The 16,624-nt window shown below is 52.1% G+C and carries 15 protein-coding genes and 1 pseudogene; 6 read left to right on the top strand and 10 right to left on the bottom strand.

The window, feature by feature from the left end:
- Positions 1-61 precede the first annotated feature (61 nt).
- Positions 62-1,792 (top strand): arginine--tRNA ligase, encoded by a 1,731-nt coding sequence (gene argS, locus IMQ33_RS10655; protein WP_196062312.1) that lies wholly within the window; start codon positions 62-64, stop codon positions 1,790-1,792.
- Between the two features lie 503 nt (positions 1,793-2,295).
- Here the strand turns inward: argS and IMQ33_RS10650 are convergent.
- Genes IMQ33_RS10650 through IMQ33_RS10640 form a run of 3 tightly spaced genes read right to left on the bottom strand, consistent with a single transcriptional unit; the run spans position 2,296 to position 4,061 of the window.
- Positions 2,296-2,550: a hypothetical protein gene (locus IMQ33_RS10650; RefSeq protein ID WP_139102415.1), complete on the bottom strand. Its 255-nt coding sequence runs from the start codon at positions 2,548-2,550 to the stop codon at positions 2,296-2,298.
- Entirely contained in the window at positions 2,543-2,905 is a 363-nt protein-coding gene (locus IMQ33_RS10645) for a nitrogen fixation protein NifS (RefSeq protein WP_186579993.1), read from the bottom strand. The genes IMQ33_RS10650 and IMQ33_RS10645 overlap by 8 nt, the downstream gene beginning before the upstream one ends.
- Entirely contained in the window at positions 2,895-4,061 is a 1,167-nt protein-coding gene (locus IMQ33_RS10640) for a glycosyltransferase (RefSeq protein ID WP_196062311.1), read from the bottom strand. The genes IMQ33_RS10645 and IMQ33_RS10640 overlap by 11 nt, the downstream gene beginning before the upstream one ends.
- Before the next feature lie 547 nt (positions 4,062-4,608).
- Here IMQ33_RS10640 and IMQ33_RS10635 point away from each other — a divergent pair.
- A pseudogene (locus tag IMQ33_RS10635) lies at positions 4,609-5,364 on the top strand (transposase); the annotation flags it as partial.
- A 235-nt stretch (positions 5,365-5,599) separates the two neighbouring features.
- Here IMQ33_RS10635 and murJ read toward each other — a convergent pair.
- The 4 genes from murJ to rimJ all read right to left on the bottom strand — a co-directional run bounded on the left by murJ (position 5,600) and on the right by rimJ (position 9,404).
- A complete protein-coding gene (murJ, locus tag IMQ33_RS10630) occupies positions 5,600-7,135 on the bottom strand; it encodes a murein biosynthesis integral membrane protein MurJ (protein WP_024530484.1) in 1,536 nt (511 codons plus the stop codon).
- A gap of 119 nt (positions 7,136-7,254) precedes the next feature.
- Positions 7,255-8,172, bottom strand: a complete 918-nt coding sequence (locus IMQ33_RS10625) for a Gfo/Idh/MocA family protein (protein ID WP_098930865.1) — start codon at positions 8,170-8,172, stop codon at positions 7,255-7,257.
- Positions 8,165-8,809 (bottom strand): YceH family protein, encoded by a 645-nt coding sequence (locus tag IMQ33_RS10620; protein WP_196062310.1) that lies wholly within the window; start codon positions 8,807-8,809, stop codon positions 8,165-8,167. Before IMQ33_RS10620 ends, IMQ33_RS10625 begins: the two co-directional genes overlap by 8 nt.
- Positions 8,810-8,819: 10 nt before the next feature.
- Entirely contained in the window at positions 8,820-9,404 is a 585-nt protein-coding gene (gene rimJ / locus IMQ33_RS10615) for a ribosomal protein S5-alanine N-acetyltransferase (protein WP_021181129.1), read from the bottom strand.
- A gap of 334 nt (positions 9,405-9,738) precedes the next feature.
- On the opposite strand from rimJ, the gene mdtH reads away from it, so the two are divergent.
- From mdtH to IMQ33_RS10595, 4 genes are all read left to right on the top strand, one after another.
- A complete protein-coding gene (gene mdtH, locus IMQ33_RS10610; RefSeq protein WP_196062309.1) occupies positions 9,739-10,944 on the top strand; it encodes a multidrug efflux MFS transporter MdtH in 1,206 nt (401 codons plus the stop codon).
- A gap of 151 nt (positions 10,945-11,095) precedes the next feature.
- A complete protein-coding gene (gene grxB, locus IMQ33_RS10605; RefSeq protein WP_065685628.1) occupies positions 11,096-11,743 on the top strand; it encodes a glutaredoxin 2 in 648 nt (215 codons plus the stop codon).
- Positions 11,744-11,774: 31 nt separating this feature from the next.
- On the top strand, positions 11,775-13,415 hold the full coding sequence (locus IMQ33_RS10600; protein ID WP_196062308.1) for an AarF/ABC1/UbiB kinase family protein: 1,641 nt from the start codon (positions 11,775-11,777) through the stop codon (positions 13,413-13,415).
- A 144-nt stretch (positions 13,416-13,559) separates the two neighbouring features.
- On the top strand, positions 13,560-14,123 hold the full coding sequence (locus IMQ33_RS10595) for a lipoprotein (protein WP_024530478.1): 564 nt from the start codon (positions 13,560-13,562) through the stop codon (positions 14,121-14,123).
- A gap of 37 nt (positions 14,124-14,160) precedes the next feature.
- Here IMQ33_RS10595 and IMQ33_RS10590 read toward each other — a convergent pair whose 3' ends face one another.
- From IMQ33_RS10590 to ghrA, 3 genes are all read right to left on the bottom strand, one after another.
- Entirely contained in the window at positions 14,161-14,739 is a 579-nt protein-coding gene (locus tag IMQ33_RS10590) for a molecular chaperone (RefSeq protein ID WP_065685626.1), read from the bottom strand.
- 38 nt (positions 14,740-14,777) lie between these two features.
- On the bottom strand, positions 14,778-15,515 hold the full coding sequence (locus IMQ33_RS10585) for a phosphatase (protein WP_065685625.1): 738 nt from the start codon (positions 15,513-15,515) through the stop codon (positions 14,778-14,780).
- Between the two features lie 105 nt (positions 15,516-15,620).
- Positions 15,621-16,562, bottom strand: coding sequence for a glyoxylate/hydroxypyruvate reductase GhrA (gene ghrA, locus IMQ33_RS10580; RefSeq protein WP_196062307.1), 942 nt, complete (start codon positions 16,560-16,562; stop codon positions 15,621-15,623).
- Between the last annotated feature and the right edge of the window lie 62 nt (positions 16,563-16,624).

The raw sequence follows: 16,624 nt of genomic DNA, 5'->3' as shown, positions 1-16,624 counted from the left end.
AACCACCTTTTGATCCGGAGGGCGTACTGCACGGCCCTCGTTTGTCATTTAAGGTAACCCGGTGAATATTCAGGCTCTTCTATCAGATAAGGTCAGCCAGGCGCTGATTGCCGCAGGCGCACCTGCCGATTGCGAAGCTCAGGTTCGTCAGTCCGCGAAAGCACAGTTTGGTGACTATCAGGCCAACGGCGTGATGTCCGTTGCCAAAAATCTTGGTATGCCGCCACGACAACTGGCAGAGAAAGTCGTGCAACTGCTTGACCTGGGTGACATCAGCAGCAAAGTGGAAATTGCCGGCCCGGGCTTTATCAATATCTTCCTGAACAGCGAATGGGTTGCCCGCCAGGCCGATGCCACCCTGGCCGCAGCTAAGCTGGGCATTGCCCCCGTTAAGCCGCAAACCATCGTGATCGACTATTCTGCGCCCAACGTAGCGAAAGAAATGCACGTGGGCCACCTGCGCTCCACCATTATTGGCGATGCTGCTGCCCGTACTCAGGAATTCCTGGGCCATAAAGTGGTGCGCGCCAACCATGTGGGCGACTGGGGTACCCAGTTCGGCATGCTGATCGCCTACCTGGAAAAGATGCAAAACGAGCACGCCAGCGATATGGGGCTGTCGGATCTGGAGCAATTTTACCGCGAAGCCAAGAAAAACTACGACGAAGACGAAGATTTCGCTCTGCGCGCCCGTGGTTACGTGGTCAAACTGCAAGGCGGCGACGAATACTGCCTGAAGATGTGGCGCAAGCTGGTGGACATCACCATGGCGCAGAACCAACTGACCTATAACCGTCTGAATGTCACCCTGACCGAAGATGACGTCATGGGCGAAAGCCTGTACAACGCCATGCTGCCGGGCATCGTTGCCGATCTCAAGGCGAAAGGCCTGGCGGTAGAAAGCGAAGGCGCCACCGTGGTGTTTCTGGACGAGTACAAGAATAAAGACGGCGATCCGATGGGTGTCATCATCCAGAAGAAAGATGGCGGTTACCTGTATACCACTACCGATATCGCCTGCGCCAAATACCGTTTCGAGACCCTGGGTGCCGATCGTGTTCTCTATTACATCGACTCGCGCCAGCATCAGCATCTGATGCAAGCCTGGACTATCGTGCGCAAAGCAGGTTACGTGCCAGACTCCGTCTCGCTGGAACACCACATGTTCGGCATGATGCTGGGGAAAGACGGCAAGCCGTTCAAGACCCGTTCAGGCGGCACCATCAAACTCTCCGATCTGCTGGATGAAGCCGTTGAACGCGCCAGCAAACTGATTGCCGAGAAGAACCCGGATATGCCTGCCGACGAAATGCAGAACGTGGCTAACGCGGTCGGCATCGGTGCAGTGAAATATGCCGATCTGTCGAAAAGCCGTACCACGGACTACATCTTCGATTGGGATAACATGCTGACCTTCGAGGGCAACACAGCGCCGTACATGCAATATGCCTATACTCGCGTCGCCTCAGTGTTCAAGCGTGCTGGTGTGGACGAAAGCAACCTGACGCTGCCTTTGGTGATGACCGAAGAGCGTGAAGTCGCGCTGGCAACTCGCCTGCTACAGTTCGAAGAAACCCTCACCGTGGTCGCCCGTGAAGGTACGCCGCACGTGATGTGTACCTATCTGTATGACCTGGCGGGGCTGTTCTCTGGCTTCTACGAGCATTGCCAGATCCTCAACGCCGAAAGCGAAGAGGCCCGTCAGAGCCGCCTGAAGTTGGCTCTGCTGACCGCCAAAACGTTGAAAACCGGTCTGGATACGCTCGGGATCGAAACCGTCGAACGCATGTAACATGTAGGGACGCTGCATGCGCTCCCATCTAGCCTTTGTCATCAATCTGAAGAAGGTCGCGTTACCGACTTCTCAGGTTGCTGACAAGGTTCTTGTCTGACGATCAAAGCTTGACTCTACTAAGGCCAGTGCCAATAACGGACTGGCTTCCATATAAAAAACTCTCACTCATCAGTACCAATATGAACTCATGATCCTTGATGTTAATGACATCCCCAAGGACTTCTGATATGTCCCATTGATACTATCATCAGCCTTGCTCCTCCGCGCTGTTGGCGTGTATTTCAATAAGCCCAGTCGGTTTTAGACTAATTGCTCAATTTCGCAGGATAGCTTAGTGTGTTTATCTTCCTCAATAGTCAGTTTGGTGGTTAGCCCGGCGAAACGCCGGGCTAATATTGCAAAAAGTAGAATTAGTATTTTTTTAAAATGGCATTCTGTTAGTCCACGAACCATTATTTAATATAATCCTATCAGTTTACGTTTGTTTGATTAGGCTCTTCTCAATTTCCCCATATGGGATCAGACGATCCCATGTTACCTCCTACACAAGTTCCGGAACCTGTTGCTACAGAAGTACCTGGGCCATAAAATCCACCAGGTAATGAACAACTATAGCCTAACCCATCCATAACTCCGGCCCAAACCCCTGCCGCTCCAGTTTCCCATTGCCCACTGCCACCACCACTGCCACCAACGGACATCAATTCAATTTCATCTGTTATTTCTCTTAAAACTAAATCATGATATTTATTCATTACTTATTTCCCTTATTCGTTTAACAACAGGGTTAATATTATTGCTCACATATTCCATTGTGCTAAGATAAATAATATTTTTTTTATCAAAACCATTACGATAGAACTGGAAGCGTAATCCGGGTGCGCAAACCAGTAATTGAGCATTTTGCTCTATAAGTTTCTCTATATCTGATTCAGTATCATCCCGCTCAACGAGCCAGTTGAGATTTTTTTTATTTAGATAATCCTGCAAAGCTGTAATGTATTTATCTTCTTTGTAAAAACCGAACAAACCGCCACCTGCACCTTGGATAGGAGACCGACCAAATGTCGGGCTGGGCCTGTAAATAAAGTAAATTCTTTTACTTACCATTATCACCCTCATAATTTAGTGTGTTTGTACTGTTCAAGTATTGATTAACAATCCCCGTGGAAAATCCATTATCCCTAACACTTAGCAATAGCTTTCTTGCCTGTTTCACCATACCAATCTCATTAAGATAAAATGAAAGCGCAGCATCAATATGTAACCCCTCTGAATGAACCATTCCCTCATGGACTTTTTTATTTTTTCTTTTATACTCTATAATTTCTTTGATTGATACTCTACACTTGCATTTCCATTTGAATAATTCATAAATAAGTTTATAGTAAAAACCATTGCTATTATAAGGAATGATAGCATCCATGAGCTCAATCACCTCATAAAATTCGTTATCATTATCCATCATACTTAGTTTTGCTTTCGCCATCAGATCAAGGATGGAAAAGGTATAGGCTTCCATCTTTATATTTGTCCTGCTTAACGGTTCTAACTCTTCGCATTTTATTGCTTTCGCTAAGCCTTTATAAATTTCATCGGGTGGAGTCCCCTCGAAGCAATCTCTGTAGTAAAAGAATTTCCAGCGAAGATACAAAGGCTCTTTAGATAAGTTTTTTAAATTCAGCTGTTTATTTCTATAATATTTTCCTTTGGCTTTTAAAACATCACGAGTATAACCATCGTGATTGATAATAATATCAACACTGATGTCAATTATCCTATTTTTGTCTTTTCGCCTTAACTCTTCATGGACATATCCAAAATAGAAAAAACCTCCATTATTAGCAAATCCTCTTCGTATATTCTTTGATATATCACCATCATGATTTTTAATTTTCGGACAAATTGCAACAAGGTCTCTATTGTTATTTCTATTTATTTTTACAAATATCTTTGAAACTTCATGCTTTGAAGAAACAACATATTCATCTGCATCAACAAAAAAAATATAATTAGATATTGACTTGCTTATGGCAAGATTTCTTGGTTTTGAAAAGCTATCTTCCCATTCCGTATGAAATATTTTAACTCCATCAGCTAAATAGCTATTTAATATTTTAAGCGTATTATCTGTTGATCCTGTATCAACAACGATTATTTCTTGAAAAAGTGGAAGTAAGCTGTCGATGCAGCGAGCAATACAGCGCTCTTCATTTTTGACAATAATCGCCGCTGCTACTGTCACGTTGCTTTCAAAGTCATTCATTCAAGCCTCCCTTTATTGATTCCTATCGCCTTCCGTAGATGATATTTATTATCATTATCAATAACGCCGTGTAAAATACACATAAAAGCGCGTTTTAAGGTCAAAAATGTGATGCGATTCATGTTATTACGTTTTTTTCTAACAATGAACACATCATTAACAGCTATTCTGACTTATAAAACTACTATCCTCCTAACGTCGAGCGCGCCATCCTTCATAAACACATACCCAATTGAATATTGGTCAAAATACGCTATTTTAAGCAAAGCGATTTAGATCCCGGCATGAGTAATATTCGCAGTTATTAGCTTATTTAACCCCCTGTTCTCCATTAAAAATTTAATGGTCTTCAAAAGTCTGGTTTCTACATGATCAACATAGTGTATGTGAAAGGATAATCCGTGCGTATTAACTAGGTATAAATAGGGTTGCCGCCAACATTTTTTCAGCAATGGCAAGTGACATTAGTAACAATTTACATAAGCCTCAGGTCGCGTTAGCGACCTCAGATTGCTGACAAAGTCAGTGAAAAAACGGACTGACTGCCATGCTTAAAGAACCCTCTCCCCAGCAATACCAGATTAAAACCATCCCCCTTGATCAACTGGTTCCCGAAGACCATCTGGTGTGCAAAAATGATGCCGCCATCGATTTTGAATTTATCCGCGATGCCGTTGCTCACCTCTATTGCCCCTATAATGGCAGACCCGCTATCGACCCCATTCGTCTGATTAAAGTGATGCTGTTGGGCTACCTCTTCGGTGTTCCTTCCGCACGCCGTTTGGTCAAGGAAATCCAGACCATCCAGACCATAGGGCAGGCTCTCAATGGCAGCATGGCAAACGGATGTGTGCTTTACACCGACAGTACTCATCTGAAAGCCGATGCCAACCCGCGCAAGGCCGTGAATGAACTGCGCCCTGAAGGTGTCAGTGAATACTTCACACAGCTGAATGATGCCGTGGAGGCCGACAGGAAGCAACGCGAAAAAAATCGCTGCCCGCCGCAAGAAAAGTCCCCAAAAATGACACGGTTAAAAACACCAAAATCAGCACCACCGCCCCGAAAAGCAGCTTTTATGCACCGGGACAATAAGCCGAAGGGCTTCTTCAATCTGGACCATCGCACGGTGGACGACAAGCACGGCATCATCTTGGATACCCATGTCACTTTGGACAACGTGCATGGCAGCCAGCCGTTCATCGGCAGGCTGGCGCGGCAGGTGGAGCGGTTCAGTCGTGATACGGTCACCGTGGGTGTGGATGCGGGTTATTTTACCTCGGCGGTGTGCCATCTGACGGAAGATGGCGCTGTTGGAGCTTCTTTATCGTCTTTATATGTGGCTTAACGAGGTTCAGGAGGAGCAGAAGGCTTCTATCGACGGCAAGTCAGATCAACTGATGTGATTATGGAAAAATATTGCGATCGCGACCTGCGGTCGCTAAAAAAGAAGAACCCCACCTGAAAAAGTGGGATTAGTCAGCAGTCTGAGGTCGCATTAGCGACCTTTTTGTTATCGGGTGAGTAGCAGTTGGAAGTCAATCTACCCGACGAGCGAAGTCTCTAGGGCGGAAACCAAGGATCCCCAACACCGCGAAGTAGGCAACAATCCCCGCAGCCACCACGACCGACAGACGCAGTAAGCGAGCCAGCATATTGCCCTGATCCCATTCCGGCATCAGCCACATCACGCCAAGCAACACCGCAGCCATCACCAGTACGGCGACTACCAGCTTGAACAGGAACATCGCCCAGCCGGGTTGCGGTTGGAAAATATCCTGCTTGCGCAGTTGCCAATAGAGCAGCGAAGCATTCAGGCAGGCTCCCAGACCAATCGATAACGAAAGCCCGGCATGCTTCAGTGGGCCAATAAATATCAGGTTCATCACCTGAGTCAGGATCAGCGTAATGATGGCAATCTTAACCGGCGTTTTGATGTCTTGGCGCGAGTAGAAACCCGGTGCCAACACTTTCACCACGATCAGGCCCATCAAACCAACCGAATAGGCTACCAGCGCACGCTGGGTCATCGCCGCATCAAAGGCGGAAAACTTGCCGTACTGGAACAGCGAGACGGTTAGCGGCTTGGCTAGGATGCCTAACGCAATGGCACTCGGCAAAGCCAGCACAAAGCACAGACGCAGGCCCCAATCCATCAGGCGGTTATATTGGTCATGGTTACCGCTGGAGAAACTCTTCGCCAAGGACGGTAGCAGGATGGTTCCCAATGCCACGCCCAACACCCCAGACGGGAACTCCATCAGGCGATCGGCATAATACATCCACGAAACTGAGCCGGAGACCAGGAACGAAGCAAAGATGGTGTTGATGATCAGCGAGATCTGGCTGACCGAAACCCCCAGGATCGCTGGCCCCATCTGGCGCATGACCCGCCATACGCCTGCGTCATTCAGCTTCAGGCGCGGCAAAACCAGCATCCCAATTTTCTTGAGATGTGGCAATTGATAACCCAGTTGCAGCACGCCCCCAACTACCACCGCCCAGGCCAAAGCCAGCACCGGCGGATTGAAGTACGGTGCGGCAAACAGCGCAAAGCCGATCATGCTGACGTTCAACAGCGTTGGCGCAAAGGCCGGAATGGAGAAACGGTTCCAGGTGTTAAGGATCGCCCCTACCAGCGAGGCCAGCGAAATCAACAGGATATAAGGGAAGGTGATACGTAACAGTGACGAGGTCAGGGCAAACTTATCCGGCGTATCAGTAAACCCCGGCGCCGTAATAAAAATCACCCAGGGCGCGGCCAGCATGCCAAGTACGGTCACTACCGCCAGTACCAGCGTCAACAGGCCGGAAACGTAGGCGACAAAGGTGCGCGTCGCCTCTTCCCCCTGCTGGCTTTTGTATTCCGCCAGGATCGGCACAAACGCCTGGGAGAAAGCCCCCTCAGCAAAGATGCGCCGTAAAAGGTTTGGCAGTTTGAACGCCACAAAGAAAGCATCCGTAGCCATCCCTGCCCCAAAAACGCGTGCCACAATGGCATCACGCGCAAAGCCCAGCACCCGTGAAAACATGGTCATCGAGCTAACGGCTGCCAGTGATTTAAGTAGATTCATGTGGTTATTCTGATGAGTACGACGGGTAAATATCAACGCCTGCATCGGCAGGCGTCAGTTGAGTGGCGTTAGTCTACGGCTCCACGCCGCTAATAGCTACCGCCATATGTTACATGGGGTTAACTGGCATCGCGCAGCATTTTCTCGATCAATCGCTGGGCGTAAATGGCCTGTTCTCCGGCAGTTTCCGGCGCGGTCTGGTTGCTGATGGACTGAATAAAATGGTGCACCGCACCGGCAAAACCGCGTTGTTCCAGCGTGGTTTGCCAGCCTGGGGCGGGTTTCTCGAGCACGCCTTGCGGGTCTTCCCGCAGCCATTGGCGCATATCGTTCAGCTGATAGACCGCACCGTTGGTAACTGCCTGCACGCTCTCCCGTTGGCTGCCAGCACGCCGGTGCATGCTGGTCGTAACGATGGTGTCACCGCAGGCAAAGTGGTGTTCCGCGTAAAGCATCTCGCCCGCTTCGTTTGCTCGCAACTGGCCACTCTGCAAGCTGGCGTTCCCGCCTCCCAACCACAGCGCGGTATCCACCACGTGCAGATAGTCATCCAGCAGGGTAAAACGCAGATCCTTTGGCCCTACGCTATCGGCGCGGTGTTTATCCATACGGATCGAGGCCGGTAGCTGCATTTGCTGTTTCAACTGGCGATACAGCGGCGCAAAACGGCGATTGAAGCCCACCATCAGTGCCACACCCTGCTTTGCGGCCAGTTCGATCAGTTGCTCGCCCTGTTCCAACGTTTCCGCCAGCGGTTTATCCACGTAGACGTGAACGCCCTGCGCCAACAGCTCACCCACTACCTGAAAATGGCTAGCCGTGCTGCTGTGCACGAACACTGCATCACACTGTTGTGCCAGGCTATCAAGACGAGAGAAATAAGGCATACGATAGCTATCGCATACCGGCTGGGCTTTTTGCTGATTAGGTGAAAAGCCGCCTATAAGCTGCCAGTCCACCGCTTGAGAAAGAATTGGCAGGTAAGCCTTTTGCGCGATGCCACCTAAACCCACGACCCCGATACGAAGTTTACTCATGTGAACCCCGCGCCAGCAGCTGCTGCACCTGTTGTTTCAATTCAGCGACTTCGGCCTCCAGACGCACTACGCGTTCAGTCAATTCACCCGCATTGGCCTCCTCAGCTTCAACCGGAACCGCATCAATCTGGCCGCTGAACAGGTGCATAAAGCGGCTCTCACGCTTGCCTGGCTCACGCGGCAAACGTACCACGAACGGCCCATCCTCACGGGTCGACAACTGTTGCAACACCTCTTCCACTTCGCTGACGTCGTTGAATTCATGCATCCGGTTGGTGCGAGTACGCAGTTCACCCGGCGTCTGTGCGCCACGTAATAGCAGGGTCGCAATCACCGCCACTTCGGCCGGTGACAGTTTCAGTTGGCCGAACTCGGAGTTGCAAAAACGCTGCTCATACTTCACGACCCGATTACCAAAACCACTTAAGGTACGCAGGAAGTGCCTTCTCAGCAGCAAATCAAGCTGCTGCTGGACTTCGCTTTCCGACAGGTCCATCACCGGCTCACGGTTGGTTTTTTGATTACAGGCCAGCGTAATGGCATTGAGGGAAAGGGGATATTGGTCAGGCGTGGTCACCTGCTTTTCCATCATGCAACCGATCACTCGGGCTTCTTTGGCATTTAATTCATATTTCATTGTTACGGCCTCAGCGTGGCGGTTGCCACTCTTTATTGGTCAATGCGGTCAGCACATGATCCTGCCACTGTCCGTCGATCAGCAGGTAATCCTTGGCATAGCCTTCGCGTTCAAAGCCGAGCCGGGTCAGCAACGCACCGCTGCGCTGGTTATGCGGCATATAGTTGGCCATAATGCGATGCATCCGCTGTTGACGCTGCATATAGCGGATGGCCGTTTGCAACGCTTCGTACATCAGCCCCTGCCCTTGCCACTTTTCACCCAGGGAATATCCCAGGAAGCAGGCATGGAACGAGCCGCGCAGCACATTGCTGAAGTTGGCGACGCCGCACACATGGAGTTCTTCCGGATCGAGCAGGATAAAATAGTAGGCACTGCCCTGCTTTTGCATTTCCGTGATCATACCCAGGCGGGCTTGCCAGCCAGAGGGGTAACAGTGGCTATCATCGCGCACCGGTTCCCAGGGCTTCAGGAACGCCCTGTTTTCGGCATAGTATTCGGCCAGGCGGTAGGCATCGCGTTCGTGAACTAAACGGACAACCAGCCGATCGGTGGTAAGACGTATTTTCGGTGATGCAGAGCGATAGCCAAACATCATTTCCCCCGCGGTCAGAACGGTTCGATAAGAAGTATTGATTGGGTCAACATCTACAGGGTCAGGCATTATCTCACATGACTCATGGCAGACTGTCGGCGTAAAACCGCGTATTCCCCCGGTAATATAACCGTAGCCAGCCCGGCGGGTAAGCCCCTGAGCGCTCAGTAAATAGCCAGTTAGCTGTTTTGCCCATTTTTAAGTGTAGTTTTGCCACTCAGGTAACGTATTGACGATTAAAAAATATTATCTATCACCCCCCTATCAGACATCACGTATTGGGTAGAGAATAACCGGGTAGTCTTTCTCTCCTTTTAACTGCTCGTGGTGAAGCATGTCTCTGGTATCGCAAGCTCGGAGCTTGGGTAAGTATTTTTTATTGTTCGATAACCTGTTGGTGGTTTTAGGCTTTTTCGTCGTCTTCCCACTTATTTCTATTCGCTTTGTCGATCAACTTGGCTGGGCGGCCGTGGTCGTGGGCCTGGCACTGGGATTACGCCAGCTCATTCAACAGGGATTGGGGATTTTTGGTGGAGCGATTGCCGACCGTTTTGGCGCCAAACCGATGATCGTCACCGGCATGCTGCTGCGTGCGGCGGGCTTTGCCACCATGGCGATGGCCGATCAACCCTGGATACTGTGGTTTTCCTGCGCGCTGTCCGCCCTTGGCGGCACCCTGTTCGATCCGCCCCGTACCGCGCTGGTGATCAAACTGACCCGTCCACATGAACGCAGCCGTTTTTATTCGCTGCTGATGATGCAAGACAGCGCCGGTGCCGTGATCGGTGCGTTAATCGGCAGTTGGCTGCTGCAGTACGACTTCCATTTCGTCTGTTGGGTGGGCTCGGGTATTTTCGTGTTGGCCGCCGGTTGGAATGCCTGGCTGTTACCTAATTACCGGATCTCTACCATACGGGCACCGATGAAAGAAGGCATGATGCGCGTGCTGCGCGATCGCCGCTTCCTGACCTATGTGTTGACGTTGACCGGCTATTACATGTTATCGGTACAGGTGATGTTGATGCTGCCAATCATGGTCAACGAGATCGCTGGTTCGCCGTCGGCGGTCAAATGGATGTACGCCATAGAAGCTGCGCTATCGCTTTCATTGCTATACCCGCTGGCACGCTGGAGCGAAAAACACTTCCGGTTGGAACAACGCCTGATGGCCGGCTTGTTGCTAATGACCCTCAGCCTGCTGCCCGTAGGCTTTGCCACCAGCCTGCAAGCGGTGTTTACTCTGATCTGCTGCTTCTACCTGGGATCGATCATCGCAGAACCAGCGCGAGAAACCCTGAGTGCCTCGCTGGCCGACTCTCGAGCACGCGGCAGCTATATGGGCTTTAGCCGCCTGGGGTTGGCACTCGGTGGCGCATTGGGTTATACCGGCGGTGGCTGGATGTATGACACCGGCAATGCGATGGGCATGCCAGAGTTGCCCTGGTTCCTGCTGGGGCTGGTAGGCTTTATCACGCTGTTGGCCTTGTACTGGCAATTTAATCCGCGTACCGCAGCCCCCGCGATCCTCCGTGGTGGCTGATTTTTGCCCGGGCGCATCCCTTGCGCCCAGTCTCTGGCGACCTAATCTGCCAAAGTTGCTATCCTGATAGTACAAAAATTGGCGCAGAAAGGCTTATGATGGCGCATCATCCCACTAAAACTGGCTGCTACACCCGACAACAGGAGCATGCATGAAACTGTTTATTTACGATCATTGCCCATTCTGCGTAAAGGCCCGCATGATATTCGGCCTCAAGGATTTACCGGTGCGTTTGGTGACCCTGCTAAGCGATGACGAAATCACCCCCATCAGCATGATCGGCAAGAAAATGGCGCCAATCCTGCAAAAAGACGACGGTAGCTATCTGCCCGAAAGCATGGATATCGTGCATTACGTCGATAACCTGGACGGAAAACCGCTACTGACGGGGAAAACCAATCCGGCCATCGCCACGTGGTTGCAACACACTGCCACCTACGTCAACAAACTGCTGTTACCGCGCTTTGCCAATGCCGATTTCGAAGAGTTCGCCACTGACAACGCACGCCGCTATTTCAGCGACAAAAAACAGGCGGCCAGCGGTGATTTTGCCGTGTTACTGGCCGACAGCGCTGATCTGATCGCCCAGTTGGAAGAAGATCTGGCCACGCTTTCCCCGCTGATCCAGTCATCGGAAGCGGTCAACGGCACTCTCAGTGAAGATGATATCCATCTGTTCCCGCTGTTGCGCTCGCTATCGATCGTGGCCGGTGTCGCCCTGCCGGATAACGTGGAGGCTTACCGCAACCGCATGGCGCAGCGCGTTGATATTCCGTTGCTGTTCGATATGGAGCAATGATCCACACCGGCGATAAAGGAGTCACGCGCAGATGCTAAAAATGTTTTTTGTCACCGCTCGTGACCGCGTCAGGCTGCAAGAAATCTCATCCGTACTGATCCGCTACGGTTTGCAGGATGTCATCAGGCTGCTAGGGTTAGGCAAGATGCTGGGCGGCCTGAGCAGCGGCGGCGTGGAGGTCGATAATCAGACATTGCCAGAACGCCTGCGCGCGGCCCTGGAAGCCCTGGGGCCAACCTTCGTTAAATTCGGCCAGATCCTGGCCACCCGCACCGACCTGCTGGAGCAGCGCTGGACCGACGAGTTGGAGCGCCTGCATAGCCAGGCGACAACCCTACCCTGGGAAAAGCTGGCCGCGCAGATCACCGCCGATCTGGGCGGTGACCCTCAGCAGGTATTTGCCCAATTCGATCCGATCCCGCTAGCCGCCGCCTCCATGGCGCAAATCTACCGCGCCCGCCTACACAGTGGCGAGCAGGTGGTAGTAAAAGTGTTGCGCCCTGGATTAGCCAAAACCATTCATGCCGATCTACGCCTGTTGGCCTATCTGGCCGAAACCGTGGAGCAACAAAGCCCGGCGCTGGCGCGTTATCGCCCGCACCAGATGGTACAAACGCTAGCCACCGCGCTCAATCACGAGCTGGATCTGACGCATGAAGGTAATAATTGCGATCGGGTTGCGGAACACTTTGCCAAACAGCCCGAAGTGGTGATCCCGAAAATTTATTGGCAGCACTCGTCAAAACGCCTGCTGGTACAACAATATCTGCCCGGCATCGCACCAGAAAATCCGCAGCAATTAGCCGCTGCCGGATTCGACGGCCCGTTGCTGGCACAGCGTGGCGCGCAGGCCTTTATGACCATGGTGCTGGAACATCGGCTTTATCACGCCGATCCTCATCCCGGTAACGTGATGGCCTTGGGCGACAACCACGTAGGGTTTATCGATTTTGGCATGGTTGGCCAACTGTCGGAACGGCGACGTAACCAGCTTCTGCTGTTGCTGCAGGCCATCGCGGAGCGCCAGAGCGACGGCATCGTCAATACGCTGATCGCCTGGTCTGACAGCCAGGAGCTGGATCTGATCGATCTGGAACAGGCGGCGCAAAACTTTCTCGATAAGCAGGCCTCGAGTACTCTGACGTTAGGCAAGGCACTCACCGACCTGTTAGTGATGGCCCGTGAGCATCAACTGCCATTACCACCCGATCTGGTGCTGCTGTTCAAGGCGCTGATCACCGCAGATGGCGTTTTACACCGCCTGGACCCCGCCTTTGATATCGTTGCCACCCTGAAACCGATGCTGCGCCAGGTGATGCTCCAGCGCTATACACCCGAAGCGCTGCGCCGTCGTGCTATATTGCTGGGTGGTGAGGCGCTGGATGCCGGAGAGGAACTGCCGCAGGCCATTCGCTTGCTGATGCGCCGGTTAAAGCAAGGCAAGATCGATGCCGAAATCAACGTCAAGAACCTCAACCAACTGAGCAAGGCTCTGGAACGCGCAGCGGTCACGCTGGCCATTGCGATCGTCACGGCGGCATTCGCACTGGGCCTGGCTCCTTATCTGATGCGCTCCACCAGCCAGCTTTGGGGCATTCCTCTATTCCCCGCGCTCGGTGGGCTAACCTGTCTGGGAGGCGTGGTGCTGTTGGTATGGCGGCTGCGGCGATAGGTAATTTCAGCCTTATCCGACTAGGTAAAAAACCCTTTGCGCCGCGTCATCTGTTATCCTGCGAGCTGAAATTTTTCTTTGCTGGCGGTCACCTTTGGTTTGCAACAATCAAAGTCTACCGCATTTTCGTTTTACGAGGTTTGAATGAAGAAGATCCTGATGGGCGTGGCCGCCCTGGTCGTTGCCGGTACGCTTATCGGTTGTAACCAGCTTACCCAATACAGCGTCAGCGAGCAGGAAGTGAATAATTACCTGCAAAAACATAACGACTACCAAAAGCAGATCGGCGTTCCAGGGTTGGTTGATGCCAATATCGTGTTAACCCAGTTGCAGAGCCAGATTGGTCGTACAGAACCTAATAAGGTAACGCTTTCCGGCAATGCCAAGGTCAATATCACTTCGATCCTCGGCCCACAGGCCGCCGATTTGCAGCTAACGTTGAAGGCGCAACCGGTCTACGACCGCGAGAAAGGAGCGATCTTCCTCAAAGACATGGAGTTGGTCGATTACCAGGTGCAGCCGGAGAAGATGGATACGGTGATGAAGGCTCTATCGCCTTACCTGAATCAGTCGTTGAAATCGTATTTCGATCAGAAGCCAGTGTATGTTCTCGACGCGGATAAGAGCAAAACGGAAGCCATGGCACTCAAGCTGGCTAAAGGGTTGGAAGTGAAGCCCGGTCAGTTGGTGATCCCGTTCACCGATTAATTCTTTTGGGCGCAGTCTAGGCTGCGCCCTCTCACATTTACTCTTCTTCGTCCTGCGCTTCTTCACCTTGCTCATACTCTGCTAGCTCATCACACATAGCTGCGATGGCATGGCGAGCGATCTCTGCCAAAGTACGGTAAAAACCGCTGGTGGCGTGTGCTTCAACCTTACCCAGGAAGCGGCCACACCAAGGCAGCAAGAACTCGTTAAACAGCGTGATTTGCGCCTGGACTTCATCTTCCTGCGACTGATCTTCCAGCCAGGAGGCGGCCAGCAGCAGCGAACCGAAATGATCGGCTGGCGCCTCGCCTAATGGCATCCCACGCTGCTGGAGAAATACCCGCACGTCCGCTTCGCTGGCACCTTCAACGTAGGACGAACGCAGTGGTGAGACGCTGCACTCGCTGCCGACAAACAGAGCGTTAAAATCGGCGGCTAGCTGCGGATCGGTACAATGCTGTTGCAAACGAGTCAGCAGTTCGTCCTGCTCGAGCGGCCAGTGCTGTTGCAGTTTGCCCTCCTTGATCAAGGTAAACAGCGGCTCCAACAACGGATCCTGCGGCTGGCGGTAAAACAGCGTGCCTAACACCCGGCAGACAACGGAAAACTCATTCATGATAACACCCTATAAAACTAAAATTTGCCGTGACGATGTCACAGATCGGCTAATTCCGCAATTGCCGGTCTGCCACGCTGCTCAAGAAAGTTCAGGATCCGGCGCGGTGACACATTTAAAATGCGCTCCTGCGGGAAACTCACCTCTTCAAGGATACGCTCGCAGTGTTCAAAACCACCGAGAGCAAAAGCCACGTGCGAGTCAGAGCCTAATGCCAGCCAGCCGCCAGCGTCACGCACTGCGGCAGCTATCGCACGGCAATTTGATTCACTGCCCTTACGGGAATGAATAAACGAAGAGTTATTCAGCTCCAGCGCTACCTGATATTTGGCTGCCGCTGCCGCTATCGCCGGGATATCGACCGGATATTTGGGATTGCCCGGATGGCTGATGATATGGACATCCCCCTGCGCCATGGCGGCAATCATCGCCTCGGTGTTGGCAGCCCGATCCTGAGGTGCAAATACCGGCTCATGGAACCCGGCAATAATCAGATCGATTTCGTTAAGCATGGGTCCGGTGCAGTCGATATCACCGGCCAAGTTTTTGATATTGGCTTCAATGCCACGCAGAATGCCAATGCCATCCACCAAGCGTGGCCACACACGCATGTTCATAAAGTGCCAATAGTGTGGCGCATCGGCCATATCCGGCCCGTGGTCGGTGATGGCGAACAGTTTGATACCTTTGTGTTTCGCTTCGGCGATATAGTCGTGCAGGGTGCTATAGGCATGGGTACTGGCTACGGTATGCATATGTAAATCAACGGGGTACATTCTTTCTCCTTCTTAGGCGCTCGCCAGAGTCAGCGGATGGCGGCCAATCCTTGTTCATGATAGCAGTTAACGCGGCTATCGACATGTTAGCGGGTTGTGAAAGCATCAATAGCCACGCTGAATATCAACCAGGCCTGAAGGCTGTTCACCCGCTTCAAGCCGCAGGAGATTGGCGCTAACCTGATCCATCGCCTGTTCCGGCAGGGTCACAGCAGCAATATGCGGGGTAAAAGTGACACGAGGATGACGCCAGAAGGCATGAGCGGACGGCAAAGGTTCGTTGACGAAGACGTCAAGCATGGCGGCCGTCAGTTGCCCTTGTGCCAACATCGCCAGCAAATCGTCCTCCACCAGATGGGCACCGCGAGCAATGTTGATCAAGTAGGCGCCTGGCACCAAACGGCTGAACAGCTGGCGGTTAAGGATACCCGCCGTTTCAGGCGTATTGGGCAGCAGGTTGATCAGCAAGCGCGTGCCATCAAGAAACGCCGCTAGCTGAGGTTGCCCGGCAAAACTCTGTACGTGCTCAATCTGCTTGGGGCTGCGGCTCCAGCAACGGACGTTAAATCCGAACGCCACCAGCTTTTGCGCTACGCTTTTCCCCAACACCCCTGCGCCCAGAATGCCGATGGTAAAATCACTCTGCTGATGAGGCTCAAGCGGCAACCAGTTCTGCTGTTGTTGCTGCAACTGATACTCATCAAAACGACGAAAATAGCGCAACACGCCAGCCAGCGCGTATTCATCCATCTGCTGCGCCATGCCGGTATCCTCAAGCCGGATTACCGGCACTCCCGCCGGTAGGCTGCCGGGATGCTGGCGCTCCTGTTCAAGGATGGCGTCTACGCCAGCCCCCAGAGCAAAGATCCCTTTCAGATCTCGGCGGTTGGCCAGCATTTCATAAGGTGGCCGCCATACTAGCGCGTAGTCCGCCGGGCGATCGTCCCCCAACTGCCATGCCCGGATATTCGCCTGTGGTAAGCGCTTCGCCATTCCTGCAAGCCAATCTTGCGCATCAAAAAACGGGTGATAGAAAATAATATTCACTGCCGGTTCCCTTCTTGGGTGGATTTTTAGCTATCCTTTCGCGCTTTGCCGCACGATGCAAG

The sequence above is a fragment of the Serratia sp. Res13-Sevr-LER1-36-b genome, from assembly GCF_015673035.1.
Lineage (GTDB): Bacteria > Pseudomonadota > Gammaproteobacteria > Enterobacterales > Enterobacteriaceae > Chania > Chania fonticola_C.
Note: the sequence above shows the minus strand (reverse complement) of the source record. Positions and strands in the feature narration are given on the sequence as shown.

Bases quoted from the DNA above. Each gene is read 5' to 3' on its own strand.
- IMQ33_RS10620 (WP_196062310.1), bottom strand. From the start codon at position 8,809: ATGAAATATGAATTAAATGCCAAAGAAGCCCGAGTGATCGGTTGCATG.
- IMQ33_RS10640 (WP_196062311.1), bottom strand. From the start codon at position 4,061: ATGAATGACTTTGAAAGCAACGTGACAGTAGCAGCGGCGATTATTGTC.
- rimJ (WP_021181129.1), bottom strand. From the start codon at position 9,404: ATGTTTGGCTATCGCTCTGCATCACCGAAAATACGTCTTACCACCGAT.
- IMQ33_RS10590 (WP_065685626.1), bottom strand. From the start codon at position 14,739: ATGAATGAGTTTTCCGTTGTCTGCCGGGTGTTAGGCACGCTGTTTTAC.
- mdtH (WP_196062309.1), top strand. From the start codon at position 9,739: ATGTCTCTGGTATCGCAAGCTCGGAGCTTGGGTAAGTATTTTTTATTG.
- IMQ33_RS10600 (WP_196062308.1), top strand. From the start codon at position 11,775: ATGCTAAAAATGTTTTTTGTCACCGCTCGTGACCGCGTCAGGCTGCAA.
- IMQ33_RS10625 (WP_098930865.1), bottom strand. From the start codon at position 8,172: ATGAGTAAACTTCGTATCGGGGTCGTGGGTTTAGGTGGCATCGCGCAA.
- grxB (WP_065685628.1), top strand. From the start codon at position 11,096: ATGAAACTGTTTATTTACGATCATTGCCCATTCTGCGTAAAGGCCCGC.
- IMQ33_RS10595 (WP_024530478.1), top strand. From the start codon at position 13,560: ATGAAGAAGATCCTGATGGGCGTGGCCGCCCTGGTCGTTGCCGGTACG.
- IMQ33_RS10650 (WP_139102415.1), bottom strand. From the start codon at position 2,550: ATGAATAAATATCATGATTTAGTTTTAAGAGAAATAACAGATGAAATT.
- IMQ33_RS10645 (WP_186579993.1), bottom strand. From the start codon at position 2,905: ATGGTAAGTAAAAGAATTTACTTTATTTACAGGCCCAGCCCGACATTT.
- IMQ33_RS10585 (WP_065685625.1), bottom strand. From the start codon at position 15,515: ATGTACCCCGTTGATTTACATATGCATACCGTAGCCAGTACCCATGCC.
- murJ (WP_024530484.1), bottom strand. From the start codon at position 7,135: ATGAATCTACTTAAATCACTGGCAGCCGTTAGCTCGATGACCATGTTT.